General features: G+C 64.2%; 25 protein-coding genes. 17 read left to right on the forward strand and 8 right to left on the reverse strand.

The annotated features are described in order from the left end of the window. Positions 1–388: 388 nt before the first annotated feature. The gene (locus tag I8J29_RS30590) at positions 389–1,309 is read right to left on the reverse strand and encodes an amidoligase family protein (RefSeq protein ID WP_208851085.1); all 921 of its coding nucleotides are present in this window, start codon (positions 1,307–1,309) and stop codon (positions 389–391) included. A 252-nt stretch (positions 1,310–1,561) separates the two neighbouring features. Here I8J29_RS30590 and I8J29_RS30595 point away from each other — a divergent pair, with 252 nt between their 5' ends. From I8J29_RS30595 to I8J29_RS30605, 3 genes are read left to right on the forward strand one after another with little or no spacing between them, the layout of a single operon-like run. After that, positions 1,562–1,948, forward strand: a complete 387-nt coding sequence (locus tag I8J29_RS30595; RefSeq protein WP_208851086.1) for a hypothetical protein — start codon at positions 1,562–1,564, stop codon at positions 1,946–1,948. A 15-nt stretch (positions 1,949–1,963) separates the two neighbouring features. Continuing rightward, positions 1,964–2,377: a hypothetical protein gene (locus tag I8J29_RS30600; RefSeq protein WP_208851087.1), complete on the forward strand. Its 414-nt coding sequence runs from the start codon at positions 1,964–1,966 to the stop codon at positions 2,375–2,377. Beyond that, a complete protein-coding gene (locus I8J29_RS30605; RefSeq protein WP_208851088.1) occupies positions 2,362–2,940 on the forward strand; it encodes a hypothetical protein in 579 nt (192 codons plus the stop codon). Before I8J29_RS30600 ends, I8J29_RS30605 begins: the two co-directional genes overlap by 16 nt. Positions 2,941–3,047: 107 nt before the next feature. Here I8J29_RS30605 and I8J29_RS30610 read toward each other — a convergent pair whose 3' ends face one another. After that, positions 3,048–4,439, reverse strand: coding sequence for a glycine--tRNA ligase (locus I8J29_RS30610; protein WP_208851089.1), 1,392 nt, complete (start codon positions 4,437–4,439; stop codon positions 3,048–3,050). 441 nt (positions 4,440–4,880) lie between these two features. Here I8J29_RS30610 and I8J29_RS30615 point away from each other — a divergent pair, with 441 nt between their 5' ends. After that, positions 4,881–6,368 carry an MFS transporter gene (locus tag I8J29_RS30615; RefSeq protein WP_208851090.1) on the forward strand — a complete coding sequence of 496 codons (1,488 nt, stop codon included), beginning with the start codon at positions 4,881–4,883 and terminating at the stop codon, positions 6,366–6,368. A gap of 90 nt (positions 6,369–6,458) precedes the next feature. On the opposite strand, the gene I8J29_RS30620 is transcribed toward I8J29_RS30615, so the two are convergent. After that, a complete protein-coding gene (locus I8J29_RS30620; RefSeq protein WP_208851091.1) occupies positions 6,459–6,869 on the reverse strand; it encodes a VOC family protein in 411 nt (136 codons plus the stop codon). A 201-nt stretch (positions 6,870–7,070) separates the two neighbouring features. On the opposite strand from I8J29_RS30620, the gene I8J29_RS30625 reads away from it, so the two are divergent. From I8J29_RS30625 to I8J29_RS30640, 4 genes are all read left to right on the forward strand, one after another. Beyond that, the gene (locus I8J29_RS30625; protein ID WP_208851092.1) at positions 7,071–7,721 is read left to right on the forward strand and encodes a GntR family transcriptional regulator; all 651 of its coding nucleotides are present in this window, start codon (positions 7,071–7,073) and stop codon (positions 7,719–7,721) included. A gap of 147 nt (positions 7,722–7,868) precedes the next feature. Next, the gene (locus I8J29_RS30630; protein ID WP_208851093.1) at positions 7,869–9,152 is read left to right on the forward strand and encodes a cytosine permease; all 1,284 of its coding nucleotides are present in this window, start codon (positions 7,869–7,871) and stop codon (positions 9,150–9,152) included. 329 nt (positions 9,153–9,481) lie between these two features. After that, the gene (locus I8J29_RS30635) at positions 9,482–10,957 is read left to right on the forward strand and encodes an amidase (RefSeq protein WP_208851094.1); all 1,476 of its coding nucleotides are present in this window, start codon (positions 9,482–9,484) and stop codon (positions 10,955–10,957) included. Next, entirely contained in the window at positions 10,954–11,730 is a 777-nt protein-coding gene (locus I8J29_RS30640; protein WP_338113319.1) for a 5-oxoprolinase subunit PxpA, read from the forward strand. The genes I8J29_RS30635 and I8J29_RS30640 overlap by 4 nt, the downstream gene beginning before the upstream one ends. Positions 11,731–11,768: 38 nt before the next feature. Here the strand turns inward: I8J29_RS30640 and I8J29_RS30645 are convergent, their stop codons facing one another. Further along, on the reverse strand, positions 11,769–11,990 hold the full coding sequence (locus I8J29_RS30645; RefSeq protein WP_208851095.1) for a hypothetical protein: 222 nt from the start codon (positions 11,988–11,990) through the stop codon (positions 11,769–11,771). 342 nt (positions 11,991–12,332) lie between these two features. After that, a complete protein-coding gene (locus tag I8J29_RS30650; RefSeq protein WP_208851096.1) occupies positions 12,333–13,760 on the reverse strand; it encodes a sulfatase family protein in 1,428 nt (475 codons plus the stop codon). Positions 13,761–14,032: 272 nt separating this feature from the next. Between I8J29_RS30650 and I8J29_RS30655 the strand changes: the two genes are divergently transcribed. The 7 genes from I8J29_RS30655 (at position 14,033) to I8J29_RS30685 (ending at position 23,549) form a co-directional block, all read left to right on the forward strand. Beyond that, positions 14,033–14,860 (forward strand): AraC family transcriptional regulator, encoded by an 828-nt coding sequence (locus I8J29_RS30655; protein WP_208851097.1) that lies wholly within the window; start codon positions 14,033–14,035, stop codon positions 14,858–14,860. Between the two features lie 531 nt (positions 14,861–15,391). Continuing rightward, on the forward strand, positions 15,392–17,107 hold the full coding sequence (locus I8J29_RS30660) for a cache domain-containing sensor histidine kinase (RefSeq protein ID WP_208851098.1): 1,716 nt from the start codon (positions 15,392–15,394) through the stop codon (positions 17,105–17,107). Between the two features lie 4 nt (positions 17,108–17,111). Continuing rightward, positions 17,112–18,680, forward strand: a complete 1,569-nt coding sequence (locus tag I8J29_RS30665) for a response regulator transcription factor (RefSeq protein WP_208851099.1) — start codon at positions 17,112–17,114, stop codon at positions 18,678–18,680. 108 nt (positions 18,681–18,788) lie between these two features. Continuing rightward, positions 18,789–20,237, forward strand: a complete 1,449-nt coding sequence (locus I8J29_RS30670) for an ABC transporter substrate-binding protein (protein ID WP_208851100.1) — start codon at positions 18,789–18,791, stop codon at positions 20,235–20,237. A 123-nt stretch (positions 20,238–20,360) separates the two neighbouring features. Then, positions 20,361–21,239: a carbohydrate ABC transporter permease gene (locus I8J29_RS30675; RefSeq protein WP_208851101.1), complete on the forward strand. Its 879-nt coding sequence runs from the start codon at positions 20,361–20,363 to the stop codon at positions 21,237–21,239. Beyond that, on the forward strand, positions 21,239–22,066 hold the full coding sequence (locus tag I8J29_RS30680) for a carbohydrate ABC transporter permease (protein ID WP_090643829.1): 828 nt from the start codon (positions 21,239–21,241) through the stop codon (positions 22,064–22,066). The genes I8J29_RS30675 and I8J29_RS30680 overlap by 1 nt, the downstream gene beginning before the upstream one ends. 388 nt (positions 22,067–22,454) lie before the next feature. Then, the gene (locus I8J29_RS30685) at positions 22,455–23,549 is read left to right on the forward strand and encodes a glycoside hydrolase family 99-like domain-containing protein (protein WP_208851102.1); all 1,095 of its coding nucleotides are present in this window, start codon (positions 22,455–22,457) and stop codon (positions 23,547–23,549) included. A gap of 66 nt (positions 23,550–23,615) precedes the next feature. On the opposite strand, the gene I8J29_RS30690 is transcribed toward I8J29_RS30685, so the two are convergent. Then, the gene (locus tag I8J29_RS30690) at positions 23,616–23,807 is read right to left on the reverse strand and encodes a hypothetical protein (protein ID WP_208851103.1); all 192 of its coding nucleotides are present in this window, start codon (positions 23,805–23,807) and stop codon (positions 23,616–23,618) included. A gap of 302 nt (positions 23,808–24,109) precedes the next feature. On the opposite strand from I8J29_RS30690, the gene I8J29_RS30695 reads away from it, so the two are divergent. Together I8J29_RS30695 and I8J29_RS30700 are read left to right on the forward strand one after the other, a co-directional pair. After that, the gene (locus I8J29_RS30695; protein ID WP_208851104.1) at positions 24,110–24,502 is read left to right on the forward strand and encodes a MerR family transcriptional regulator; all 393 of its coding nucleotides are present in this window, start codon (positions 24,110–24,112) and stop codon (positions 24,500–24,502) included. 7 nt (positions 24,503–24,509) lie between these two features. After that, positions 24,510–25,502 (forward strand): oxidoreductase, encoded by a 993-nt coding sequence (locus I8J29_RS30700; protein ID WP_208851105.1) that lies wholly within the window; start codon positions 24,510–24,512, stop codon positions 25,500–25,502. 142 nt (positions 25,503–25,644) lie between these two features. Here I8J29_RS30700 and I8J29_RS30705 read toward each other — a convergent pair whose 3' ends face one another. Both I8J29_RS30705 and I8J29_RS30710 read right to left on the reverse strand, forming a co-directional pair. Then, complete coding sequence (locus I8J29_RS30705; RefSeq protein WP_208851106.1) at positions 25,645–26,472, reverse strand: sugar phosphate isomerase/epimerase family protein; 828 nt, start codon at positions 26,470–26,472, stop codon at positions 25,645–25,647. A gap of 201 nt (positions 26,473–26,673) precedes the next feature. Next, entirely contained in the window at positions 26,674–26,856 is a 183-nt protein-coding gene (locus tag I8J29_RS30710; protein ID WP_208851107.1) for a hypothetical protein, read from the reverse strand. Between the last annotated feature and the right edge of the window lie 68 nt (positions 26,857–26,924).

Here is a 26,924-nt window from a genome sequence, read left to right on the forward strand (position 1 = left end):
CATTGAGTTCTTTTACAACCGAAAACGGTCCAACAGTACCTTGGGTTACATCTCGCCCATCCGTTTCGAACAGCTTTATTACGAGAAATTGGCTTAGCCTGTTGTCCACTTTATTGACAGAGGAGCAGTATGGCCGCCTAAACCGCTTCAACCCCCGATTTGCGCGAAATAGGCGCAGCTGTGTCCGCTCGTTTGCCGTTCGGCCTTGCCGGCTAGGGAGTAGTATTGGTGATTACCAACGGCTTCGGCAATGGTGTAGGTTCCCTCGACGTCCGCGGTGAAGACGGCCGGCGGCGGATGCCATCGTATGGATCCGCCGTCTGCCGATTACGGATGCCGGTGGACGTCATCGTGTGGATCCACTGCGGCCGGCCGCGGCGCCGCGACTTCATGTCGGCTCGTCGGCATTAAGCGCGCGCACGACCTGCCAGCCGTCCGCCGGCGGCTTGCACACGAACCGGTACAGCTTGCCATGCGGGTCTTCGAGACCGACGAGCAAGCCGTCGCGAACGGGCAGCACGTGCAAGACTTCACTGCCCGGCACCAGCCGTTCGGCCAAGTCGCCGATCGCCGGCGCGACGGAGTCCTCGAGCCAGAGCCGTTCGCGGAACCAGCGCGGCGCCGGCGCCGGCGGGGGATACCCGTGCCGGGGCGAGCCGAGCGCTTCGGCCAGCGCGTCCGGCGCGTCCGGCAGCGCGCGGCCTTCGCCGACGGCCGCGACGAACCGCAGGCACAGCTCGACCGCGCGGACGATTTCGCCGTAGTCGAGGCTGCCGTTGGCATAGCGGATCTCGACCGTGCCGATGTCGTACCAGGCCGCCGCGTTAATGCCGCAGCGGTGCGACTGGGGCCGGCCCGCGCGCCGCAGCGCTTCCGGGCGGGGCGCCCGGGCGTAATCCGTCCGCATCGCCGCCGTGACCGGCGGGCAATACATCAAGCGGTGCCCGCTCGTGCCCAGCAGCGCCCGAAGCGCCTCTTGGCCGGCCAGCGCCGCGTCGAGGAGCGGCGGTACCGCCGCTTCGCCCCACGGCTCGAGCCCGACGTGCACGTGCAGCCCGCAGCTCCAGTTCGCGCGCGCGCCCTGCGCGAGCAGGCGCTCCAGCATGACGCGGATCTCGCCGCGGTCCGCCCAGCGCATCGGGGGCGTTTTCAGCTCGCTGCCGGAATCCTCGCCGTCTCCGTCCACCTGCAGCTCGTCGAGCGACATGACCCAGCCCGGCGGAAGCGCCAGCTCGGCCGGCCGCCCGCCGATAAATTCGATTTCCACGCCGAAGCGCAGTTCGTTCCACATTACTTGTTTTGGCCGCATAGGCGATCGCACCCTTTCTTGGTTCGGCTGATAACGGACAGTCAAGCCGGAGCGCAAGGGGGTGCGCGCGCACGGAGTTACCGGGGGATTTTCATTCTCGGCATGGGGTTCCCTCCTGTTAGCGTATGTAATCTAGTACATTCTCGCCGAACGCAGAAAATTCCTGTCCGCGGGTGACGGCTCGCGCAACTTCTCCCGATGGAAGCCGTTTAGAACGGTAGAACGGCGAAAGAGCGGTACGAGGTGCGGTACATGGGGCCGAAGACGGCGATATCGGCGAAAGAGCGGTACGAGGTGCGGTACATGGGGCCGAAGTCGGTGATTCCGGCGAAAGAGCGGTACGAGGTGCGGTACACGGGGCCGAAGTCGATGATTCCGGCGAAAGAGCGGTACGAGGTGCGGTACACGGGGCCGAAGTCGGTGATTCCGGCGAAAGAGTGGTACGAGGTGCGGTACATCGGGCCGAAGGCGGCGATATCGGCGAAAGAGCGGTACGAGGTGCGGTACATCGGTTCGAAGTCGGCGATTTCGGCGAAAGAGCGGTACGAGGTGCGGTACATCGGGCCGAAGGCGGCGATATCGGCGAAAGAGCGGTACGAGGTGCGGTACATCGGTTCGAAGTCGAGAGGCAGCGAATGAAAAGGTGTGATGAGCATGCGAAAATTCCTGTTGGCGGCGAGCGCCATGACGATGCTGACGACTGCCGGCTGCAGCGGCGGGCCGTATGCCGATCGCGAAACGTATGCCGCAGTCGGACGCGTGGACGCGGTCGCCAAGACCGGCGCGATTGTCGACGGCGTGCGGTCCGAGTGGCTCGTGACTCTTTGCGACGTGCAGCAAGGCTTGATTTCCGATCCCGGGGAAGCGTCTGCGAGCATGTCGTTGTCGATTACCGGGAACAGCCGCATCTACGAGCTGCGGGACGGAAAGCGGGTCGAGGCGGACGCGGACGCGATTCGGCAGGGCCGGACAGCCCAAGTTCGGTGGCGGTTCGCGAACGATCATTTGACGGAAATCGCGATGATGACCTTGAGCGGGGAGGAGACGATTCCATGCGATGGCTCGTGATGCTGATCGCCGTCGTGTTGCTGACGGCGTGCGGCCGTTCCGGCGGAAGCGACTCGGAGGAGGCGGCGCGGAAGGAGCAGGCCAAGCAAGCGGCCATGGATAAAATGGCCCATCCGAAGCCGGTCTACCGCGATGATTTGTTCGATCTGAAGCTGCATATCGAGCGAACGACGGTCAAGGCCGGCGAGCCGATCGTCGTCTCGGCCAGCCTGACGTTTATCGGCGACCCGCCGAGGATTACGGTCTGGGGAGCCCGTTCGTTTCTGACGTTTGCGATTCATGACGTTAACGGCTTCGCCATGGACGGCGCTTCGACGGCGGAGCGCGCGCCGACCGAGCTGATCCGCGGCCAAACGTACGCGTACCCGTTCTTCAAAAGCGGCGGTTACGACAGCCAAGCCCCCGACGCGGACTTCTGGCGCGCGTTCTACGCGGAGAAGGAGCTCCGCTTGCCGGCAGGCCGGTACGTGCTCGAGGCGAACTTGTCGTTCGACCTGCATGAGGCGCTCGACGACCGGGCCGCGTACCGTGCCGCCGCGTACGCAACGATCACGGTCGAGTAACCGTGGCGACCGTATCGCGATGTACGCTTCGGCCGCGGCGGTGTAACCCCCGCCGCCGCGCTCGGGCGAACCCCCGCGATCCGCGGCCCGCGGGCGGCTTCGCCGATTCAGAACGCGATTTTCGCTTCCACGTACGCCTTCAACTCCGCGATCGGCAGCCGAACCTGGGCCATCGTGTCGCGATCGCGGACGGTGACGCAGCCGTCGGCCTCGGAATCGAAATCGTACGTGACGCAGAGCGGCGTGCCGATCTCGTCGTGGCGCCGGTACCGCTTGCCGATGGAGCCGGCCTCGTCATAGTCGACCATGAAGTCGGCGGCCAGGGCGGCGTAAACGCGCTGCGCGCCTTCGGCCAGCTTCTTCGACAGCGGGAACACCGCCGCCTTGTACGGCGCGAGCGCCGGATGCAGCCGCAGCACGACGCGGCTGTCGTCCGCCTCGAGCCGCTCCTCTTCATAGGCGTCGACGAGGAAGGCGAGCGTCACGCGGTCCGCGCCGAGCGACGGCTCGATGCAGTAAGGCACGTACCGTTCGTTCGTGTCCGGATCGGAGACGTGGAAGTCCTCGCCCGCATGCGCCATATGCTGCTTCAGGTCGTAGTCGGTCCGGTCCGCGATGCCCCACAGCTCGCCCCAGCCGAACGGGAAGCGGTATTCGATGTCGGTCGTCGCGCTGCTGTAATGCGACAGCTCGTCTTCGGCGTGGTCGCGCAGCCGAATGCTGCCCTCCCGCAAGCCGAGGCCGAGCAGCCAGTCCCGGCAGAAGCCCCGCCAGTACCGGAACCATTCCAGATCCTCGCCCGGCTTGCAAAAGAACTCCAGCTCCATCTGCTCGAACTCGCGCGTCCGGAACGTAAAGTTGCCGGGCGTGATTTCGTTGCGGAAGCTTTTGCCGATTTGGCCGATGCCGAAGGGCAGCTTCCGCCGCATGGCGCGCTGCACGTGCTTGAAATTAACGAAGATGCCCTGCGCGGTCTCCGGGCGCAGATAGATCGCGTTGGCGCTCGATTCCGTCACGCCCTGATGCGTCTTGAACATGAGGTTGAATTGGCGGATGCCGGTGAAGTCCCGCGAGCCGCAGTCCGGGCACGCGATGCCGTGCCGCGCGATCAGCGCCTGCATGGCGTCGAACGACAGGCCGTCGACGATGACGTCCCGGCCCTGCTCGCCGAGCGCCTGCTCGATCAGCTTATCCGCGCGATGGCGGCTCTTGCAGCTTTTGCAGTCGATCATCGGATCGTTGAAATTGCCGACGTGGCCCGAGGCGACCCAGGCCTTCGGGTTCATCAGAATCGCGGCGTCGAGGCCGACGTTGTGCGGCGATTGCTGGATGAACTTCTTCCACCAGGCGCGCTTGACGTTGTTCTTCAGCTCGACCCCGAGCGGGCCGTAGTCCCACGTGTTCGCGAGGCCGCCGTAGATGTCGGATCCCGGGAAAATAAACCCCCGCTGCTTCGCCAGCGAGACAATGTCTTCCATCGCTTTCGTTGCGTCGTTCATGCCCATCGCTCCTTTTTCGCATCGTGAATGACCGATGCCGGCAGCGGTGCGAACCATGAGAAAAAGCCCCCGCCCCCGGACATCGCGCTTCGATCGCGCTTCGATGTCCGGGGACGGGAGCTCTGCGCGCCCGCGGTTCCACCCCGGTTGACGCCGCCCTTGCCGGCCGCGCCCCCTTATCACTTGCCATCCCGCTCCGGACCGCCGTTTCGCCGAGGCCTCTTCCGGGCTTGCACGCTCCCCGGCTCGCTGAGTAGAAGGCAGATCGGATACTATTGTCCCTCGCCGCAGGTATTTCCATGGTTTGGAATATCGTATCGCGAAGCCGGCCAAAAAGCAACCGGCTTCGCGCCAAAAACCGCCGCCCATGCATCATCGCGCCGTTTCCAGTTTACACTAACGCTGCTTCGGAAAAATGGACCAGGGGGAGGCGCCCGCGCGATGACAGACCGCGACCGGCCGCAGCGGCGAGGCTTGCCGTTCCGGCGAAGATCGAAGCCCAAGCTCCGCAAGGACGACATCACCATCGTCGATACGAAGGCCGCCCGCAAGGCGGTCGTCGCGACCGCGGTCGGCAACGCGATGGAATGGTTCGACTTCGGCATCTATTCGTACCTGGCCGTCACGATGGGGAAGGTGTTTTTTCCGCAGCTGAGCGGCTCCGCCCAGCTGGTGTACACGTTCGCGACGTTCGCGATCGCCTTCCTCGTCCGGCCGTTCGGCGGCTGGTTCTTCGGCCGGCTCGGGGACCGGCTGGGAAGGAAGAAGATTCTGACCGTGACGCTGACGATGATGGCCGTCGCCACGCTCTGCATCGGGCTCATCCCGAGCTACGCCTCGATCGGCGCGACGGCCTCCGTGCTGCTGCTGGTAACCCGGCTCGTGCAGGGCTTCTCCACGGGCGGCGAATATTCGGGAGCGATGACGTTCATCGCCGAATCGACGCCGGACAAGAAGCGCGGCTTTCTCTCGAGCGGGCTGGAGGTCGGGACGCTCGTCGGCTACATCGCGGGCTCGGGCCTCGTCACGCTGCTCGGCTATCTGCTCGGCCCGGACCGGATGCTGGCTTGGGGCTGGCGCATCCCGTTCCTGGTCGCCGCGCCGATCGGGCTGATCGGGCTCTATCTGCGGAACCATCTGGAGGAGACGCCGGCGTTCGAGGCGATGGAGCAGGCGCAGGACGGGCGGCACAAGGGCATGCCCTTGCGGATGCTCCTGGCCGCGCACCGGAAGGCGCTCTTGATCGGCGTCGTCATGGTGTTCTTCTACAACGTCGTGGATTACATGGTGCTGTCGTACATGCCGTCCCATCTGACGGCGGTGCTCGGCTACGGCGAGACGAAGGGGCTGCTGCTCATCCTCATCGTCATGTTCATCATGATCCCGATCGTGCTGGCGATGGGCTTCTTCAGCGACAAAGTCGGCAATAAGCGGGTCATCCAGGGCGGCTTGGCGGGGCTCATGGTGTTCTCGCTCCCGGCGTTCTACCTCATCGGCAGCGGGCAGAACGGCTACGTGTTCCTCGGGCTCATGCTGCTCGCGGTATTCCTGGCTTGCTTCCAGGGCACGATGCCGTCGCTGCTCCCGGCGCTGTTCTTCACGGAAGTGCGGTACGGGGCGCTCGCGATCACGTACAACCTGTCGGCTTCGCTGTTCGGGGGCACGACGCCCCTCGTGATGGCCTGGCTCATCGGACGGACGGGCAACCGGCTCGTGCCGGCATACTTCCTGATCGGGACGGCGGTCATCGGGCTCGTCGTGGCCACCGTCTGGCTGACCGAAACGTCGGGCCGGGCGCTGCGCGGCTCGGCGCCGGCGGTGGAAGAGAAGCGGGAAATCCCGGAGATTCTGGAGGAGCCGGAAGAGGCGCTCTGGTGGCGGGAGGAGCAGGCCCGCATCGAGGAGCAGGGCGACCGGCCGCATGCGTGAACGGCAGACCGCCGCGGCAACAAAACCGACCCGAAAAGCCATTGGGCTTCCGGGTCGGTTTTTAATATGCGCACTCGCTCGCCGAGGCCGCTATTCGCGGCAAATCATCAGCTTGTTCCCGTCGGGATCCTTCACGACGAACCAGTGGTCGTGCTCGATCCCGGTCACCAGCTCGACGCCGAGCGCCTTCATGTAGGCGAGCGCGCCCTCGAGATCGTCGGTCGGCAGCATGAACGCGGGCGTCTCGATGGCCGGCGCGCCGCCCGGCTCCCGGCCGCCCCACTGCGGCATCGTGTCCAGGATCAGCCCGGCGCCCGTCATCGGCAGCGGGCATAGGTGGCCGTTCATAATCTCGCAGGCGCTCTCCTCCAGCCCGAGCACCCGGCAGTACCAACGGCGGGAAGCCTCGATGTCCCGCACCGGGACGAAGACGCCGCCGATTTTGGGCTTCACCGGGCTCGCGGGCAGCGCGCTTCCGGTTTGCGTTTGCGATTCGTTCATGGCCAATCCTCCTTGGATGGGGTTCAACGACTATTATACCGGATGGTAATGGCTGGGACTATGCTCAAAATTATCAAGGCCGTTTATCTGCGTTAATGTAAAATAACCTGACATATACCTTGACGGATTAGCTGTCGCTTGCCATAATCGGACTATATCTTACATGTGATCACATATCACAAACTAGCAGAGGTGGAAGACATGAGCGACTTGATCGAGGTTTCGACGGTGAACCGCGAGGTGTATGAGCGGCTGAAACAACGCATCACGATGGGGACGATCCCGCCCGGCAAGAAGATCTCGATCCGCAGCCTCGCGGAGGCCTTCGGCGTAAGCACCATGCCCGTACGGGAGGCCCTGCGCAAGCTGCAGGCGGAAGGTTTCATTACATTTGAACGGCGGAGCGTCACCGTCAACGAGCTTTCGGTCGAGGAAGTCAAGCAAGTCTTCACTATTCGGCTCCGGCTGGAGCTGCTCGCCGCGGAGTGGTCGCTCGAACGGGCAACGAACGACGACATCGGCGTATTGGAAGACATCTTGGAGACGATGGCGAACCCGCGCCTTGACGTGAACGAGTGGCGGAAGCTGAACAAGCTGTTCCACCTTCGTTTCTACCAATGCTCGAACTCCTCCCATATTCTCGAGCTGATCCGGAACGTGTGGGATAAGGTGGAGCCGTACATGGCGATCTATTCCTCCACGGTGGAGGATTTCCGGGAAGCGCAGCTGCAGCACCGGGAGCTGCTGGACATGATCAAGCGCCGCGACCTTCCGATGCTGCTGGAGAAGACCGCCGACCACTTGACCTACACCTGCGGCGTCGTTTCGGCGGCGCTGTCCGGCAAAGCTTGAGGCAGCTCGGGGGCATTCCGGACGCTGGCGCGAGGCTTTCATTTCGTTCAGGAACTTTCCGTCAAGGAGGTGATCGGCATAAGGGGATGATCGGGCAAGTCAGGCCTTGCGGCCGTAGCAAAAACAACCTAAACGGAGGTGTCATCCATGGGTCATGCTGCAGCGGATCATGAGCTTTTAGGGGACGAGTACGAGCATGCGCCGGTTCCGCCGGACAAACGAAAATCGCTGCTCGCCGTCACGTCCATCTGGGTCGGATTTCCGATGATCGTCACGGGCGCCGTCACCGGAGCGACGATCGTCCACGGCTTGGGCTTCGTTCGCGGCCTTCTGGCGATGGTGCTCGGCAATGCGCTGTTATTCGCGTACGTCGGGCTGCTGAGCGCGCTCGGCGCGAAGGACGGCCATAATTTCTCCCTGCAGGCGTCGCGCACGTTCGGCCGAAAGGGGTACATGGTGTCGTCCGCGCTGCTGTCGACGCTCGTCATCGGCTGGTTCGCCGTACAGACCGGCCTGACCGGCGTCAGCATGAGCGGCGCTTTTCAGGTCAACGAATTGCTTATCGTGGGGATCGCGGGGGTGCTGTACGTGGGGCTCACGCTGCTCGGCATCCGGGCCTTGTCCCTGATCGGGATCGTCTCGGCGCCGTTATTCCTCATCCTCGGCCTTTACGCGGTCGGGGAGGCGGCGGGAAACGGCCATGCCATCGCGAGTTATGCCGGCAGCGCGGACTCTCCCCTCGCGTTCTGGGTCGCCGTTACGCTGGTGTTCGCCTTGTTCGCCGACTCGGGCACGATGACGTCGGACTTTACCCGGTGGGCCCGGAATCCGAAGCATGCCTTGATCGCGACGTTCTCCGCGTTTCCCGTGGCCAACTTGATCGCCATGATCATCGGCGGCATCATCGCGGCGGCGACGCTCACCGGCACGGGCGACGTGTTCGGGGTGATCGTCGGGAAGGGCGGCGCGATCGCTTGGATCGCCGTGCTGTTTCTCTTCGTGAATCTCGGCTCCGTCTGCTCGCATTGCTTATATAACGGGGCGGTCGGCTGGTCGCATATTACGGGGACGAAAATGCGCACCATGACGCTGATCCTTGGGGCGATCGGCATCGTGCTGGCCATTCTCGGCATTTGGAATTATTTCATCGATTGGCTGAATCTCCTTGGCGTCATCGTACCGCCGATCGGGACCATCATCATTTTGGATCAATGGGTTGCGCGCAGGTCGTCGACTGCCATCGACGCCGATTTCCGGTTCCGGCCTTTCCTTGCGTGGGGGATCGGTTCCGCCGCGGCGCTCATTGCCAATTATCAGTTCCCCGGCATGTCCACCGCGATCTGCGGCATGCTCGTCTCCGGCGCGGCTTATTGGCTGATGGCCAATAAGCCGTCCGTCGCGGCGCCGCATTCGGCGGGAGCGAAGCCCTGACGGCACGGTTGAAGGAGAGGCGCGCCTACCAACGCGTCTCTCTCTCCGGCCAACGAGATTCAGTACCGCCATTGTACCATAACCCGTCCGATCGAACATAGAATCGGAGGTTTGAGTTTCGGAAATATCGATGGAGAAATAGGCAAGAGCAGAGAAGAAAGCCGGCATAGAACGGTATGCTTGCATCCATACGAAGTTTGCTGGCTGAACGGCCGTCTACATTACACGTCTACATTCAAAAGGAAGCTTTCATCAAAACGGAAGTTTTACGATCGAAACGGAAGCTTGAGCGGAAGCGGACGTTCGAATCGAAAAAGGGAGTGAATCGCATGAGCTCGTTTACCTTCAAGGAAGCCACCGTCAGCTCGTTTCACGAGGCGCTGCGGGCGAAAGCGGTCACCGCGGCCGACCTCGTAGGCTGGTACCAGGATCGCATCGAGGCCTTGAACGCGCAAGGGCCGAGCCTGCAAGCCGTCGTCACGGTCAGCCCGTTCGCGATGGAAGAAGCGAGAGCGCTCGACGCCTATTACGAACAAACCGGCGCGCTCAAAGGACCGCTGCACGGCGTGCCCGTGCTCGTGAAGGACCAGGCCGAGACGGCCGGCATCCGCACGACGTTCGGATCCCGGGCGTTCGCGGACTACGTGCCGGACCGGGACGCCTCGCTTATCAAGCGGCTGCGCGAAGCCGGCGCCATCGTGCTCGCCAAGACCAGCATGTGCGATTTCGCGGCGGGGTGGTTTTCGTTCTCGTCCATGACCGGCCATACGAAGAACCCGTACGACCTCGAGCGGGAATCCGGCGGATCCAGCGCCGGCACCGGAGCGGGCATCGCCGCGAATTTCGGCCTGATCGGCATCGGCGAGGACACGGGAGGCTCGATCCGGCTGCCGTCTTCGTTCAATAACGTGTTCGGCCTGCGGGTGACGACCGGGCTGATCAGCCGAAGCGGCTTTTCCCCGCTCGTTCATTTCCAGGATACGGCCGGTCCGATGACGCGCACCGTCCGGGACGCGGCGAAGCTGATGGACGTCCTGGTCGGCTTCGACCGCGGCGATGCGTTCACGGCGGCGGCGTACGCCGCGGACGCCGGGCGGTACGAAGCCGCGCTGGACGGAGCGAGCATGCGGCAGTACCGCGTCGGCGTCGTCGCGAACGCGTTCGGCCCGGACGCCGATCCGGACAGCGCTGCCGTGAACGATACCGTCCGCGCAAGGGTCGCTTGGCTGCGGGAGCAAGGCGTCCCGGTCGTCGAGGTGAGCATCCCGGAGCTGGAGGCGTGGACCGCCGACACGTCGCTCTACGCCATGCAGTCGAAGAAGGACATCAACGCCTTCTTGGCGAAGCGGACGAACGCGCCCGCGGGGCGCTTCGAAGACCTGTACGAGGCGCGGCTGTTCCACCCGATGAACGACTTGTTCCATGACATTTACGGCGGACCCGTGGAGCCCGAGCAGGAGGAGGGCTATTACCGCAAGCGGGTGCGCCAGGAAGAATTCCGGCGCGCGCTGGTCCATCTGATGCTCGCGAGCGACGTCGATTTCCTGCTGTATCCGGCCGTCCGCGTGCTGCCTCCGAAGCGCGAGGACTTGTACGCCGAGAAGTGGACCTGTCTGACGTTCCCGACGAACACGGTCATCGCTTCGCAATCGGGGCTGCCGTCCATGTCGGTTCCGGCCGGGTTCGCCGGCCACCTCCCCGTGGGCTTCGAGCTGGTCGGCAAGCCGTTCGCGGAAGCGGATCTCTTGCGGTTCGCCTATGATTACGAGCGCCTGGCGTCGCCCCGGAAAGAGCCCGTCTGGTGAGACGCGCGCCGGATCTGAACTGCGACATGGGGGAGAGCTTCGGCGTCTACCGGTACGGGGCCGACCAAGCCATGATGCCGCTGATCACCTCCGCCAACGTCGCGTGCGGCTTTCACGCCGGCGATCCCGGCGTCATGCGGGACACGGTGGCGCTCGCCAAAGCGCACGGCGTTCGCGTCGGCGCGCACGTCGGATTGCCCGACCGGCCGGGCTTCGGCCGAAGATACATCGAGACGTCGCCGCGGGAAGTCTACGAGCTGTCGCTCTATCAGCTCGGCGCGCTCGACGCGTTCCTGCGCGCGGAAGGGATGAAGCTGTCGCACGTGAAGCTGCACGGGGCGCTCTACATGATGACGTCCGAGGAGGCGGCGCTTGCCGACGCGTTCGCGGAGGCCGTTCGGGCGTTCGATGCCTCGCTTCGCGTCTATGCGCTGCCCGGGAGCCATACGGCCGGGAGCGCGTCGCGGATGGGGCTTGATGTCGTGCGCGAGTATTTCGCCGATCGCCCCTATCCCGCGGGCCGAGTGAAAATGTTCGGTTGGACGCATGACGAAATCGGCTCGCCGCCCGAGATCGCTTCGCGGGTCGCCGGCATGCTCGCGGATCCCCGCTATGCGGAGATCGGCACGATTTGCGTCCACAGCGACACGGCCGGCGCGCCGGCGATCATGCGGGCGCTTCGCGAGCTGCTCGACCGGACGTTCGCGGAAGGCGGGACCGCGGGGACGGCGCCGCAAACGGCCGAAGACCGGCACAGCGCGCGGGACGAATAGCGCGCAGCGCAAAAAAAAGAGATCTAGCCCGGCAGACGCTAGCGCCTGTCGGAATAGATCTCTGTTTGCGTTTCTTGCGGATCGCCGATGTCTTCCGCGACGAACAAATCGTTGAGCGAGCTGACCGAGCCGTCTTCTTCCACTTGGTAGACGTCGAGCTTATCGCCGACAATGTTCATTTCGATGCAGCAATTCCAGCAGAAATACTGATGAGGACCGATCTTGCCGATATCGATCGAGTGGCAGTTGATGCATTTCAAGGGCAACGCTCCTTTTCGCGAATCTATGAAAATACGTGCGTCCTACTAGCATTGCCGATTCGTAGATTCGTTAAACGCGCCGGCTATGAATAGGCGGCCGCGGCCGCGCGGCTTCCGCGCAACGCAAAAAAAGGCTGCCCGCCGATAAGGGGGCAGCCTGTTGAGGTTGGGCGCGAAACACGCCGGAAGCGGGCGCGGAACGGTCCGGCGATCCCGGCCGCAGCCGTTGCCGAAGAACCGGAATACCTGCAACGCTTGAAAACTTTGAATACTCCGAGAAGCGCCGAGCCGCCGCACGACCGCGACGGCTTTTACCCGTGCCGTCTCCAGGCCCGTGCGCTTCTACTTGGCCGCGAGCGTGGCGGTCCGCAGGATGCGCCGGTCCTCCGTCCAATGGTCGCGGTACCAGGTGCAGCTTTCGAACGTGTCGCCGATCTCGTTCATCCTGCGCGCCAGCAGCGCGCGGAACCGCTCCAGCTCGGCGGCGCAGCGCGGATCCTCGGCCAGATTGCGCAATTGGTACGGGTCCTCCTCATGGTCGAACAGCAGCTCCTGCCGGTCCGCCCGGTAGATCGCGTAGGTGTACCGCTTGTCCCGCAGCGCCCGCCATTCGTGGCCGTCGGCCCAATCCGCGGTGGCGCCGGTTCCCTGCAGGAACGCCGCCTCCGGCTCCTCGCCCCCGGCGCCGAGCGCGAACGGGCTGAGGTCCGATCCTTCGACCTCCGCCGGAACGGGCAAATCGAGCAGCCCCAGCAAAGTGGGCATGATGTCGCACGTGTTCAGGCACACGTCGGTTTCGCCCTGCGGCACGCGGCCCGGCTGGCGCAGGAGGAACGGGACGCGGACGGCCTCCTCATAGAAGATGTTTTTCCCTTTCCGTCCGTGGGCGCCGAACAGCTCCCCGTGATCGGAGGTGAAGACGAACACCGTGTCGTCGCGCAGGCCGAGCTCGTCCACGGCCGCGAGCAGCCGGCCGAGGTTCCAGTCCAGGTTGGCCGTCATCGCGTAATACACCCGCAGCCAGTCCGGAATGCTCGCGCGCTCCTCCGGCGTCATGCGGGCCCAGGCGTCCGCGTGCGGGTCGTTCGCGTCCCGATAGTTCGGCGGCAGCCCGAAGCCGGCGTCCGCGAACCGGGCCAAATATTCCGCGGGCACGTTGTCCGGCGTCCATGGATCATGCGGCGTGCCGTACGAGAGGAACAGCGCGAACGGCCGGTCCTCGCCCGCCATCCGCCGCAATTGCCCGATGGCCATGTCGGTCTGCCCGTCGGGCTCGTAGCCTTCCATCGGGATTTTCGCCGGAGAGTCGGTATGGTAATACATGCCGTAATACTCGTGGTGAAAGTTGTACGCGGCCCAGAAGCCGTCGAAGCCGAGCCGGTGTTCTCCCGGCGGCGTGTAGGAGTTGCGGGTTTCGTAGTGATGGCCCAGCTCGTTCGCCGACAAATGCCATTTGCCGATGTAGCCCGTCTCGTAGCCGCCCTCGGTCAGGACGTGCCCGAAGCCGCGATGGTTCGGGTTCATGCTGATTTCGTTGATGACCATGCCCGTGCTGGTCGTGTACTTGCCGGTGAACAGCGACGCCCGGTACGGCGCGCATACCGGATGGCCGGAGACGGCGTTGGCGAAATTCATGCTTTCCCCGGCGAGCCGGTCCAGGTTCGGCGTCTGCGCCCGCCGGTCGCCGGCATAGCCGCAGGCGTCCAGGCGCAGCTGGTCGGCAAAGACGTAGATGAGGTTCGGTCGTGCGCGAAGCGCGTGGCGTTCCATCGTAAAGGACCTCCTTGGACGTGTCGAAGGGCGCCGCGCGCTTCTGAAGCGCCCGGCGCCATGGTTGACCGTTTTAGCATGCGAGCGTCTTGCATCATGTGTGCCGGCGCTGCTGCCGTCTTTCGAACGCGGCTTGGCCGCTTTCTCGCGTATAGCTTTATTTTACCTCCGCGCGCCGCCGCGAGACATGCGGGATACGGAACAAAAGGTGAGGGTGAGGGACATGTGTTATAATGCCGATATCGAGAATGGAAGCGAGGAAAGTGAGGGTTATGGACATGAAGCATGGCGAAGTGTACACCATTCCTTCGGATTGGGACGTCGGCGTCTCCGTGCCGCTGATCGGCACCAACTACTGCCATTCCAACTACCGCAACGTCCGCAGCCGCGCCGACATCACGGTGCTCGCGTACGTGCTTCGCGGGGAAGGGACGATCCGCGTCGATTCCGTCGAGCATCGGCCGAAGGAAGGCGACGTGTTCCTGTTGCGCAAGGGGAGCTACCACGAAGTGACGGCGATGCCCGACCAGGAGGGGTACTGGACGTACCTGTGGTTCAATATCGCGGGCAACAGCGACGACCTGCTCGCCGCGTACCAATTGAAGGAAAAATCGCTCGTGCCGGACGCGCCGCTCGAAGGCTTGTTCCGCAAGGCGTTCCGCCTGGTCCGGCGGGGCCAGCGCGGCGGCATGGAGCAGGTTCAGGAAGGCGTCGTGCTCGTGCTGACGGAAATCCTGATCGCCCTCTCGCGGCTGCTGAAGAGCCGCAACCAGATGCTGTCCGACCAGGCGCAGGGGATCAAGCAGTACCTCGACCAGCTGGCCGAGCCGTTCGACTCGGAGCGCTTCAGCCGGCACATGGCGATGTCCTACAAGCAGCTGAACCGCGTGTTCAAGCGGGAAACGGGCTTCACCGTATACGGCTACCTGCTGTCGCGCCGGATCGGGCACGCCGAGATGCTGCTCCAGGACACGAGTCTGAGCGTCAGCGAAATCGCGTTTCGGCTCGGGTATGCCGACCCGCATTATTTCTCCAACTTGTTCAAGCAGAAGACGGGCATGACCCCGACGGGCTTCCGGCTGCAGGCCGGCCATCGCTGAGGGAGGGGCGGGCGGGGCAGTTCTGCCGGTTGGGGCAAGAGGGTAGTGTAGTCTCGTACATGGCCGCCGCTGGGGGCGGATTGGGGGCAAGAGGGTGGCGTGGTCGCCTACATGGCCGCCGCCGGGGCCGGTTTGGAGATAAGAGGGTGGCGTGGTCGCCTACATGGCCGCCGCCGGGGTGGTTTGGAGGCAAGAGGGTGGCGTGGTCGCCTACATGGCCGCCGTCGGGGGCGGTTTGGAGGCAAGAGGGTGGGGGGTTCACCTACATGGCCGCCGCTGGGGGCGGCTTGGAGGCAAGAGGGTGGGGTGGTCACCTACATGGCCGCCACTGCCGTCGGGTTTTCATCACATGGGCAATGCTGTAATCACAACCAATATATGGTTTACTCCCTCGAATTTCTCTTGTATATCCATTGCGTTCATGCATAATGGAATCAACTTCAATCGCTTCGCATCGGATCTGATCGGGATCCGAAGTCTCTTCATGCCGCCCAACCGATCCGCCCATTAACCGAACAGGGGGCTTTCTCCATGAGATGGCTGACCGCGCGCGTGCTGGACCCCATCCGCTCCAGGCTGTTTTACAAGATGCTCATCATCTATTCGCTCCTGACGCTCGTGCCGCTCCTCATCGTCAGCGCGACGTTCTACATCCGCTCCAGCCTCGTCATCGAGAAGAAAGCCGCCGAAGAAGCGCAGCGCCAGCTGTCCGGCGCCGCCGACAAGTTCGACGAAGCGCTGTACGCCGTGAAGAGCCAGATGACCCCGATCGGCGAAAACCTGCTCCTCCAGTCGCTGCTCCGCGCCGCGGACCGCGGGCAGCGGGACGAAGCCGGCTACGCCGCCGTCGATGAGCTGCTCCAGTCCGAGCTGGCCTCCGCCAAGCTGAAGATCGGCGAGTACGTCAGCGGCATCTACGTGCTGGACGCCTCCGGCCAGCTGTACAGCACGGATTCGCGAAAGCGCTTGCTTTATCCCGACGCCTATTGGAAAATGCCGTTCGAATTCGACCGCCTGCCCGAGTGGGCGTTCTTCAGCGACGACCGGCGCATCGCCTGCGTCGTCAAGATCTTCGCCGAAGGCGAGCGCCCGTCGCCCGAATCCGAGACGGGCCGGCTCGTCGTGACGCTCGATACCGCGCTGCTGCGGCCGCTCTTCACCGGCTTCGCGCCCGGGACGTTCTTCATCGCGAACGCCGACAACCAGATCATGAGCGCCTCGGACCCGGGCCGGGTCGGGCATCTGCTCGAGATCCGCGAGCCGGTCAAGGGCATCGTCATCCGCCAGAAATCCCGCTATTCCGAATTCCAATACGTCCTGATCGCCAGCCCCGGCACGGGCGGGCTCGTCAAGCAGCAGGCGCTTTTCATTGCCGGCATCACGCTGGCCGCCTGGCTCGCGATCACGATCGTGACCTACGTCATCCTCCGGCGCATCACGATTCCGATCCAGCGGCTGACGCGCCTCATGCGCGCGGCGGAGCGGGAGGAATACCAGCTCATCACCGGCATCGCGACGAAGGACGAAATCGCGATGCTCTGCAACGGCTTCAACAGCCTCGTCGCCCGGACGAGCCACCTCATCGAGACGAACTACAAGAACGAGCTCCTCCTCCGCGAAGCCGAACTGAAGGCGATCCGCATGTACATCAACCCGCATTTCCTCTACAACACGATGGAATACATCAGCATCATGTCCCATTCGCCGGAGAAGGCGAAGCATATCCCGCAGATGATCCACCATTTGTCCGGCATTTTCCGCTTCTCGATCACGCCCGGCAACGCCTTCGTCGAGCTTGGCACGGAGATGGAATTCGTCCGCAAATATTTGGAAATCCACCGGTTCCGGTACGGCGACCGGCTGGCCTACGCGATCGACCTGCCCGACCTGTTCCGCAAAATCGCCATTCCGAAGCTGCTGCTGCAGCCGCTCGTGGAGAACGCGGTCGTGCACGGCATCGACCGGCTGCCGGAAGGCGGGACGATCGCGGTAACGGTCAAGGAGGAGCAGTACGAGCTCGTGATCGAGATCGCGAACAGCTCGCCGCCCGGGGACGACGACGGGGCGTCCGGCAATCTCGCCCTGCGGCGCTCGAAGGGGCTCGGTTCCGGGCTCGAGAACGCGAACGCCCGGCTGCGGCTGCATTACGGCAATACCTACGGCGTCAGCCTGCTGCGCCACGCGGACGCCACGGTGACGCGGGTCGTCATGCCGATTCAGATTTTGCAGGACAACGAGGGAGGCTGACCGCATGCGCATCATGATCATCGACGACGAACGCGACATCGTGGATTTTTTGGCTTCGCTGCCCGGCTGGGCGGACATCGGCTGCCAGGTGGCCTGGACGGCGGCGAACGGGCAGGAGGCGCTCGACCGGCTGCGGGCGAACGGGCCGCGCTCGCTGCCCGACGTCGTCGTCACGGACATCCGCATGCCGGTCATGGACGGCATCGCGTTCGCGGAGGAGCTGCGCCGGCGGCATCCCGAGATTCCGGTGATTTTCTTGACGGCCTATCACGAATTCGACTATGCGCGGAAGGCGGTCAAGCTCGGCGTGGCGGATTTTCTGACCAAGCCGTTCCTGCCGGAGGAGCTGATCCGCACGGTCGCTTCGCTGCGCGACCACGAGCCGCGGCTTGCGGGCTGGCAGGAGCATGACCGTTTCTTCGAGCGGCTCGCGGACGAGCAGGACGGCGACGAGGACAAGCGCCTGTGGCTGGCGGAGCAGGGGCTGCGGGACGGCGGCTTCCAGCTGCTGTACGCGGAGCTGGACGCGCCGCGCGACGCGGACGGGGAGCATTTTCCGTTCGCGGCGGCGCATCTGCGGGGGCAGCTCGAGCAGGCCGCCGAGACGGCCGGGCTGCGGGGCCGGACGTCCTCGTCCGCCAGCGGCACGTACCTGTTCGTCCCGGCGGACGGCTCGGCCGGCGGGCGCGAGGCGCTGCTCGCGTTCGCGAAGGGCGTTGCCGAAGGCAACGGCACGGACGGCGGCCTGTCGCTGTCCGTCGGCATCAGCCGGGCGTTCCCGTCCTTCTGCCGCCTGCCCGAGGCGCTGCGCCAAGTGAAGCGGTGCATGGAGTACCGCATGCTGCTCGGCAAAAACTCCGTCATCGCCTACGACGCGATGGAGTCGTTCCTGAACGAGAAAGAGAAGGAGACCGGCGCCGCGCTCGGCCTCATCGCGGACGCGCTGCGCGGCGGCGGCGCGGAAGCCGTGCGGGCGCTGCTGAAGGAATCGTACCGCAGCATGCTCGCCGTCGGCGCGAGCAAGAAGGACGTGCAGCACTACGCTCTCGGCCTCGTGGAGAAGGCGGAGGCGGCGCTCGCGGACGTCGGGCTAAAGCCGTCGCACGGCGATTCCGTCCGCATCCGCGAGAAGCTGCTTCGCGCCGTGCTGCTCACGGACATCATGAAGGAGCTGGAGAAGCAGCTGCTGGCCTACCAGGAGATCATGCGCGCGGGGCTCGCGGATTCGCCGCTCAAGGTCATCTCCGACGTGCGCCAGCTGATCCGGGAGCAGTACATGGAGGAGCTGACGCTGCAGAGCGTGGCCCAGAAGCTGAACGTCAACTATTCCTACCTCAGCCGGCTCATCAAGAAGGAGACGGGCACCAATTTCACCGATATGCTCTGGGATTTCCGGATCGAGGCGGCCAAGAACAAGCTGCTCCGCGAGGACCTGAAGACGTACGAGGTCGCGTACGCCGTGGGCTTCAAGGACACCGCGCACTTCAGCTTCATGTTCAAGAAGAAGGTCGGCGTCTCCCCGAGCGCGTACCGGGCGAGCGCGAGGGGCGGCTCGGCGCAGGCGGACGACTGACGGCAAACGCAGCACAGAAACGGTAAAACGCAGCTATCCTTTCGGTTCTGGCAACGCGCTACACTGGAGAGGCAAGGAATACCAGAGACGAAAAGAGGGTGTTGGTGCATGCAACGTAAAGGATGGCCGGCCTTGGCCGGCGCGCTGCTGCTGACGACGGTGCTGTCCGCGTGCGGCTCGAACGACGGCGGGGACAAGGCGGGATCGAATAACGGAGCCGCGGCGAACAACGGAGCGGCGGCGGACAACGGGGCGGCGGCGGACGGCGGAGCGGCCGCGGACGACGGCGCGGCGGCGGACAACGGCGCGGCGGCGAGCGACGGCGCGGCCGGCGGGGCGAAGAGCGACAAGGCGTTCACGATCCGCGTCGGCGCTTGGTTCCTCGACGAGCGCCCGTACATGGTGCAGTTCAAGCAAGACGTCGAAGCGGCGTACGCCAAGCTGTACCCGAAGGCCAAAATCCAATGGGACGTCGTCCTCGGCGCCACGTACTTCGATAAATTGAAAGCGCAGTTCGCTTCCGGTTCCGCGCCGGACGTCGCGTTCTACCAAGGCGTCGACTTCGCGACGTCGGGCAACCTGGCGGATCTCTCCGGCGAGCCGTGGGTGTCCCGCCTGAACGACGGCGCCCAAAAGGACGCGCAGACGCATGCCGGCGGCAAGACGTACGGCGTGCCGATGGGCCTCTCGATCGGCGGCGGCGTCTGGTACAACAAGCAGCTGTTCGCCGACCTCAGCCTGACGCCGCCGAAAACCGCGCAGGAGCTGTTCGATGCGGCCGACAAGATCAAAGCGTCCGGCAAGACGCCGATTACGCTCGGCTTCAAGGACCAATGGACGGCGCAGATGTTCTTCTCGAACTGGCTAAACTCGTACGGGCTCGACAACCCGACGCTCGGCAAGGACGTCTACGACGGCAAGACGAAGATCGCCGAGGATCCGACGATCCAGAAGGTCTACCAGAACTTCGAGCAAATGAAAGCCAAGGGCTATTTCAACAAAAACGCGATCAGCATCGACTGGCCGCAATCGGGTCAAATGTTCGCTTCCGGCGAAGCGGCCATGATCGTCCAAGGCCCGTGGATGCCGGGCGCGAACGCCGACAACATCGCGAAGGGCGGTTTCGACACGTTCGACATCGGCTTCTTCCCGCTCGCGAGCGACAGCGGCAAAGTGGCGATGACGCTCGGCAGCAACGAAGCGCTCGGCATCAACGCGAAGACCGAGCTCATGCAGGAATCCAAGGATCTCGTCAACCTGATCACGACGGCGGACATCATCAGCCCGTTCATGGCCGGTGACGGCGCGCTGACCTCCTTCACGGACGTCTCGGTGACCTATAGCGACCCGGCGATGAACGAGGTCCAGGCGGCCGTCGACGCCAGCACGGTGCTGACGTCGCAGTTCGTCAGCTACCTGCCGGCCAGCTCGATCACGAACCTGCTCGACGAGCTGACGAAGGTCGTCTCCGGCGTCAAGTTCAACGCGGGCGACCTGAAGGCGGCGCAAACGAGCCTCGAGAAAGACAAAGCGACGGTCGTGCTGCCGGCGGAGTAACGCTTCGGCGCCTGCCTGCGACCCCGCCCCACGCCTCAACGGACCCGCACGAACGAACCGTTCAGCCGCGCTTCCCGCGGCTGAACGCGTTTTATCCCGTCCATGAAGAGTAGGTGAATCGCGATGAGACTGGAACGCAAGCAATATTGGATCGCCTGCTTGTTTCTGCTGCCGGCGCTGGCGATTTTCGGCCTGTTCTTCTACTATCCGTTCCTGCAGAGCATCTACTATTCGTTCACGCAGTGGAACGGCCTGAAGGCGCCGGCGTTTATCGGCTTCGACAATTACAGGTACATTTTCTCGGACCAGCAGATGCTCGACGGCATGAAAAACACGCTCAAGATGGTCGTCTTCGGCCTCGTCGTGCAAAATCCGCTGGCGCTGCTGCTCGCCCTCTTGCTCAATCGCAAATTCCGGACGCGGGCGTTTCTGCGCACGTCCTTCTACTTGCCGATCATCGTCAGCCTCGTCGTCACGTCCATCATCTGGGGCGAGCTGCTGAAGTACGACGGCTTCCTGAACGGCCTGTTGAAGCCGATCATCGGGGAAGCCCATCTGCAGGACTGGCTCGGCACCGTCTACACGTCGTTTCCGACGATCATCCTCCTGACGCAATGGCAGGGCATCGGCTACTGCGCGCTCATCTACCTGGCCGGCCTGCAGTCGATTCCGCCCGACATCTACGAAGCGGCGGATATCGAAGGCGCGAAGGGCTTCGCGTTGTTTCGCCGCGTCACGCTCCCGATGCTGATGCCGTCGGTCACCATCGTGCTGTTCCTGACGATCGTCGGCGCGCTGCGGCTGTTCGACCTGCCGTACCTGCTCACGAACGGCGGCCCGGGCACGTCCTCGTACACGCTGTTTCTGGCCGTCTACAACGCCGCGTTCAAGGCGCAGAACTACGGCTACGCGACCGCCGCGGGCATTCTGCTCGCGATCTTCATCATCATCGTCACCGTCGTGCAGCTCGCCGTCACCCGCCGAAGGGAGGTCGAGCTCTGATGGGCCTGAATAAACGTCCGTCCGTCGCGCTGGAGGCGCTGATGATTCTGATCGCGCTGGCGTTTCTGTTCCCGATCTTCTTCCTCGTGGAGTCGAGCTTCAAGGCGCCGCGGTATTTCTTCCAGCCCTTCGCGCTGCCGCACGGCCTGTATCTGGACTACTATCGCAAGGCGCTGCAGGACATGGACTTCTTCCGCGGGCTGCTCAATACGGTGCTCGTGACGGTCGGCGCGCTCGGCCTCGCCATCCTCGTCGCCTCCATGGCGGGCTACGTTCTGTCCCGCCGGCAGGAGCGGCTATTCCGCTACGCGTACCTGTTCTTCCTGAGCGGCATGGTCATTCCGACGGTCGGCTCGCTCATCCCGCTGTTTACCCTGGCGGTCAAAATCCATCTCATGAACACGCGTATTCTGCTCGTGCTCATCTACACGGCCGGCTTCATCCCGTTCGCGTCGTTCCTGTACGCGGCCTTCACGAAGGCGATCCCGCGCGAGCTCGAGGAGTCGGCCAGTCTCGACGGCTGCGGGCCGCTGCGGCTGTTCGCGCGAATTATTTTCCCGCTTCTGCTGCCGGCGACGGGCACGTTCATCGTGACCAACGTGTACGGCATCTGGAACGATTTCCTGACGCCGCTCATTTTCCTCAACCAACCGGAGAAAATGACGCTCATGCCGCAGATCGTGCAGTTCATGTTCAACAAGCAGTCCGTCAACTACGGCCCCGTGTTCGCGGTCAGCGTGCTGGCGGTGCTGCCGCTCATCGTGCTCTTCGCGTTCACGCAGAAGTACATGCTGCGCGGGCTGACGGCGGGGGCGGTGAAGGGCTGAGGCTTGGCGGGAAGGCGCTTTGAGGGATGCGCTTCGCGCTTTCGCCTGGCGGGGACTACGCCTGTGGCGGTCGCGCTTCGCGCTCCGAAACGCGGCGGTGCACCGCTCAGGTGGCCGCGCTTTGCGCTCTAGGGGCGGGGCCGCTGCGCTTCAGAGCCGTCAATGCCGACGAGCGCTCCCGTGGTGCTTCGCACCAAAGTCGCTCTCGTTCGGCATGACGGCGCTTGCGCTGCCGGGCCGAACCGGCTCAAGAGCGGTACCACGTACCGCACATGGCCGCGAAACCGGGCCGAACCGGCCCAAGAGCGGTACCACGTGCCGCACATGGCCGCGAAACCGGCCGAACCGGCCGGCCCCATTTCACGAAATCAGGAGGCGAGCTGAGACGATGGCTGCACCGAATCATCCGTATGAGGTCGCGGTGTACTATTTTCCGCAATGGCATCCCGATGCCAAGAACGAGGCGCTGCGCGGCGAAGGCTGGACGGAGTGGCCCACGCTGCGGGCGGCAAAGCCGTTGTTCCCCGGGCACGAGCAGCCGAAGGTGCCGCTCTGGGGCGAGCTGGACGAGTCGGATCCCGCGGTGTCGGAGAAGCAGATCGCGGCGGCCGCCGATCACGGGGTGACGTCGTTCATTTACGACTGGTACTGGGACATGGGCGGGGGCGAAGGGCCGTTCCTGCACCGCGCGCTCGAGGACGGCTTCCTGCAGGCGGGCAACCGCGACCGGCTGCGCTTCGGCATCATGTGGGCGAACCATAACGAGGTGTCGCGCGAGCGGTTCGACGCGATGGCGGATTATCTGATCATCCGCTACTTCAACGAGCCGAATGTTCTGAAGCTCGACGACAAGCTCTATTTCTCCATCTACGAGTGCCATACGCTGATCAACGGGCTCGGCGGCGTCGAGGCGACGCGCGACGCGCTGGCTTCGTTCCGCGCCAAGACGCGCGAGGCAGGCTGCGGGGAGCTGCACCTGAACCTGGTGGAGTGGGGATTGAACGAGCGGCACCGCGCGATCATCGGTCCGGACGCGAACGCGCTGATCCGCATGCTCGGCATCGACAGCGTCACGTCGTACGTCTGGATTCACCACGCCGAGCCGGAGGCGTTCCCCGATGCGCCGTACGCGGATTGCGCGGCGGCCGCCGCGGCCAAGTGGCCCGCGTTCCGCGACGCGTACGACGTGCCGTATTTTCCGAACGCGACGATGGGCTGGGACCCGGGGCCGCGCTGCGGGCAAGATCGGCCGCATGTCCGCGGCGATTACCCGTACACGCCGATTTTGACCGGCAATACGCCGGAGGCGTTCGGGCGCATGCTCCGCGAGCTGAAGGATTACCTCGACCGCGCGTCCGGCCTCGACCCGAAGCTGTTCACGGTGTATGCCTGGAACGAGTGGACGGAGGGCGGGTATCTGGAGCCGGATACGGTGCACGGCCTGAAGTATTTGGAAGCGATCCGGGACGTGTTCGGCGCTTGAAACCGTAGACTCGGAATCGAAAAAAGGACAGCTCGCGCTGTCCTTTTCGGCGTTCGCCGCCGCCCGTCAAAACACGAATCCGTCCTTCAGCAGCCCATAGAGATGCTCGTCATGCCGGCAGCCGTTCGTGAATGAAGGCGAAAATATACCGCGTCGAACAGCCGCGCCTTCCGTATCTTGATCGTTCGCATGAAACGCCGCCCGATCCTCCGGCACGACCGCCCGCAGCCGGACCTTTTCCCCTTCCCGGATGTTCATGGCTCTCCCCCCGCCTTTCCCTTTCCAGTAAAAGGATGCCGCGGCCGCGGCCGGCAAGCCTAGATCCCCAAGGTCGTGCGGACCGCTGGCTATTAAAGCTTTTTTGTACGCTGCAGCTGATTCGTCATACGCCCGGTTCGCAGAGGGGCGCGTTTCCGTGAAGGGGACGCGTCCTTTTTCGGCGAGAACGGGTTATGCTAAACGAAGCTAATTATTGGTCGCTTGACCTGAACCATGGTTCAGGTATTACGATACTCGCGGCAGGTCCGATACGGGGACGCCCGAGCAGAGGAGGATAGGGGATGGACAAGGACAAGCAATACGCCATCGCGGACATTTCGAGCTTGACGGGCCTCAGCATCGACGTCATCCGCTATTACGAGCGGATCGGCCTGCTGCCGCCGGCGAAGCGCAAAGACAACGGGCATCGCTTCTACTCGGAGTCGGATCTGCGCCGCTACATGTTCGTCACGCATCTGAAACGGACGCAAATGCCGCTCAAGGACATCGAACGGTACATCCGTTATTACAACGAAGGCCGCTACGAAGACTGCTACCTCGTGCTCGCCGAGCACAAGCAACATATCGAACGGCAAATGGAGGAGCTGCGCGAGTCGCTCGGCATGATGCAGTACAAGCTGGACAATTACGCGCAGCTGATTCATTTGACGTATCCTATCACGAATAAGGAGTGACGTATCCATGCAACCTACCGATAACTACGTCCCAACGCCCCAAGCGCCGATCCCGTCCGGCTTCGGCCCGCAAACGACCGCGGCCGAGGCGCTCGGCGGCCGCGACCTGACCGGCAAAACCGCCATCGTCACCGGCGGCTACTCCGGTCTCGGCCTCGAAACCGCCCGCGTGCTGGCGGAAGCCGGCGCGACGGTCGTCGTGCCCGCGCGCACGCCGGAGAAAGCCGCCGCGGCGGTGGCCGGCCTGCCGCGCGTCGAGCTGGAGACGCTCGACCTGGCGGATCCCGCGTCGATCGACGCGTTCGCGGCGCGGTTCCTCGCCTCGGGGCGGCCGCTCGACATCCTCGTGAACAGCGCCGGCATCATGGCGACGCCGCTTACGCGGGACGCCCGCGGGTACGAGTCGCAGTTCGCCGTCAACCATCTGGGGCATTTTCAGCTGGCGGCGAGATTGTGGCCGGCGCTGAAGCAATCCGGCGACGCGCGCGTCGTGTCCGTATCTTCGCGGGCGCTGCGCTTCGCGGGCGTAGATTTGGAGGATCCGAACTACGAGCACCGCGAATACGACAAGTGGATGGCGTACGGCCAATCGAAGTCCGCGAACGCGCTGTTCGCGGTCGAGCTGGACCGGATCGGCTTCGCGCACGGCGTGCGGGCGTTCTCCGTGCATCCGGGCACGATCGTCACCGATCTGTCCCGGCATCTGTCCGACGACGAGATGCGGGGCATGGGCGCGCTCGACGAGCACGGCAACCGGGTGGCGAGCGACCCGAGGTTCAAAACCGTGGCGCAGGGCGCCGCGACGAGCGTCTGGTGCGCCGCGAATCCGCAGCTCGAAGGCCGCGGCGGCGTCTACTGCGAGGATGCGGACATCGCCGTCGTCGCGGAACCGGGTTCGGACGCGTTCAGCGCGGGCGTGGCGCAGTGGGCGATCGATCCCGAAGCGGCCCGCAAGCTGTGGACGCTGAGCGAGAAGCTGACGGGCGTGACGTTTCGATAAGGTTTAGTCTTCTTTATGTCTACCGCTGCTATACAACAAAGAACACGCCGGGAAGCCGGCGTGTTCTTTGTGCATGTTTCCGATCTGTCGATAGCGGGTCACGCGGCAAGCGGGGAAAACCTCGCGAAGCGTTCGCGATGGCTTACAGGTACGGTTCCACGATGCGGCGGATGCGGTTTAGGCCTTCCCACATGTCGCCCGGCCCGTCGTAGATGAGCGAGACGGCGCCTTCATAGCCGCCTGTCTTCAGCAGCTCGAGGCAGCGGAGGTATTCTTCCGTGTCCGGCAGGCCGTTCTCGTCGTAGTGCGCCTTCGCGTGGATCGAGACGGCATGCGGCAGAATCGCGGCAAGCTGCTCGTATTTGGTTTCGCCCTTGAAGTTGCCGAAGTCGTCGATGACGTTCAGCCCGCCTTCGAACGCGCCGATGATGGCGAGGACGTTGTCGGACGTCGAGGCGAGCGGCTTGAAGTTCTCCGTGATGACGCGGACGTTCCGGCTTTGGCCGTAGGCGTGCAGCTCCTTGAGCGAGGCGATGGAGCGGGCCAGCGCGGCCTTGTCGCCCGGCTCGCTTTCGCCGGCGACGACGCGGATGTTCTTCGCGCCGGCTTTCGCGGCGACGTCGATCCATTCCCGCACGTACGCGACGTCCGCCTGCCGGCGAACCTCGTCGGCGCTGGAGATATCGCCGTAATCGAGCAGGATGGTGTCAAGCGAGATGCCCGAGCGCTCGACCGCGGCGCGCAGCTCGGACAGGTAGCCGTCATCCGTGGACGGGAAGTGGAAATGCCCGATTTCGACCGCGCCGAAACCTTCCTTGGCCAGATGCTCCGGCAGGTCGACGAGCTTCATCAGCTCCGGCTGCGGGTTTTCGACGAACATATGCTTGCCGGCCTCCGCATCCCACTGCGTCCAGCGCAGCGGTCCGAGATTGCGGTGCAGGCTCCAGGTGCTCAGCGATAAATAACTCATTGTCGTTCACGCTCCCATGAATGGTGGATGGATGGTACGGAACATTCGGCAAGGCGAGACAAGGCCTATTGTAGCAAAAAACGGCAGCGGATTATAGACGCAAAAAGAGACCGGCGGGGCGATGTGCCCGCGGTCTCTTCGATGTGGGTGATCCTGTGCAAAAACGGTTGCGCCGCGGCCGCCCGCCGCCGGGTCCGCGCTTCAGTCCGCCGCGCCCGCCTTGGCGTCGGCGAGCGTCTTGACCTCGCGCCACTGCGCGAGCTGCTGCTCGAGACCGCGCACGAGCGCGTCCACGCCGGCGGCGAAGCCGGCGTGATCCGGGCCGGCCGCCGCCGCGGCGTAGGATCCGAAGAGCACGTGTCTGAACTCCAGTCTCCTGTTCATCTCGTTTGTCGTCTTCTCCTTGAAGATAGGGAGGAGAGGGCGGGGAGAGGACGGGGGGAGCGCGGAGC

It is taken from the genome of Paenibacillus artemisiicola, from assembly GCF_017652985.1.
Classification (GTDB): Bacteria; Bacillota; Bacilli; order Paenibacillales; family Paenibacillaceae; genus Paenibacillus_Z; species Paenibacillus_Z artemisiicola.

Coding starts and splice junctions, on each gene's coding strand:
- I8J29_RS30650 (WP_208851096.1), bottom strand. CDS start 13,760: ATGGAACGCCACGCGCTTCGCGCACGACCGAACCTCATCTACGTCTTT.
- I8J29_RS30635 (WP_208851094.1), top strand. CDS start 9,482: ATGAGCTCGTTTACCTTCAAGGAAGCCACCGTCAGCTCGTTTCACGAG.
- I8J29_RS30710 (WP_208851107.1), bottom strand. CDS start 26,856: ATGAACAGGAGACTGGAGTTCAGACACGTGCTCTTCGGATCCTACGCC.
- I8J29_RS30695 (WP_208851104.1), top strand. CDS start 24,110: ATGGACAAGGACAAGCAATACGCCATCGCGGACATTTCGAGCTTGACG.
- I8J29_RS30610 (WP_208851089.1), bottom strand. CDS start 4,439: ATGAACGACGCAACGAAAGCGATGGAAGACATTGTCTCGCTGGCGAAG.
- I8J29_RS30600 (WP_208851087.1), top strand. CDS start 1,964: ATGCGAAAATTCCTGTTGGCGGCGAGCGCCATGACGATGCTGACGACT.
- I8J29_RS30685 (WP_208851102.1), top strand. CDS start 22,455: ATGGCTGCACCGAATCATCCGTATGAGGTCGCGGTGTACTATTTTCCG.
- I8J29_RS30655 (WP_208851097.1), top strand. CDS start 14,033: ATGGACATGAAGCATGGCGAAGTGTACACCATTCCTTCGGATTGGGAC.
- I8J29_RS30620 (WP_208851091.1), bottom strand. CDS start 6,869: ATGAACGAATCGCAAACGCAAACCGGAAGCGCGCTGCCCGCGAGCCCG.
- I8J29_RS30690 (WP_208851103.1), bottom strand. CDS start 23,807: ATGAACATCCGGGAAGGGGAAAAGGTCCGGCTGCGGGCGGTCGTGCCG.
- I8J29_RS30665 (WP_208851099.1), top strand. CDS start 17,112: ATGCGCATCATGATCATCGACGACGAACGCGACATCGTGGATTTTTTG.
- I8J29_RS30605 (WP_208851088.1), top strand. CDS start 2,362: ATGCGATGGCTCGTGATGCTGATCGCCGTCGTGTTGCTGACGGCGTGC.
- I8J29_RS30680 (WP_090643829.1), top strand. CDS start 21,239: ATGGGCCTGAATAAACGTCCGTCCGTCGCGCTGGAGGCGCTGATGATT.
- I8J29_RS30660 (WP_208851098.1), top strand. CDS start 15,392: ATGAGATGGCTGACCGCGCGCGTGCTGGACCCCATCCGCTCCAGGCTG.
- I8J29_RS30615 (WP_208851090.1), top strand. CDS start 4,881: ATGACAGACCGCGACCGGCCGCAGCGGCGAGGCTTGCCGTTCCGGCGA.
- I8J29_RS30630 (WP_208851093.1), top strand. CDS start 7,869: ATGGGTCATGCTGCAGCGGATCATGAGCTTTTAGGGGACGAGTACGAG.
- I8J29_RS30590 (WP_208851085.1), bottom strand. CDS start 1,309: ATGCGGCCAAAACAAGTAATGTGGAACGAACTGCGCTTCGGCGTGGAA.
- I8J29_RS30670 (WP_208851100.1), top strand. CDS start 18,789: ATGCAACGTAAAGGATGGCCGGCCTTGGCCGGCGCGCTGCTGCTGACG.
- I8J29_RS30705 (WP_208851106.1), bottom strand. CDS start 26,472: ATGAGTTATTTATCGCTGAGCACCTGGAGCCTGCACCGCAATCTCGGA.
- I8J29_RS30595 (WP_208851086.1), top strand. CDS start 1,562: ATGGGGCCGAAGACGGCGATATCGGCGAAAGAGCGGTACGAGGTGCGG.
- I8J29_RS30700 (WP_208851105.1), top strand. CDS start 24,510: ATGCAACCTACCGATAACTACGTCCCAACGCCCCAAGCGCCGATCCCG.
- I8J29_RS30675 (WP_208851101.1), top strand. CDS start 20,361: ATGAGACTGGAACGCAAGCAATATTGGATCGCCTGCTTGTTTCTGCTG.
- I8J29_RS30625 (WP_208851092.1), top strand. CDS start 7,071: ATGAGCGACTTGATCGAGGTTTCGACGGTGAACCGCGAGGTGTATGAG.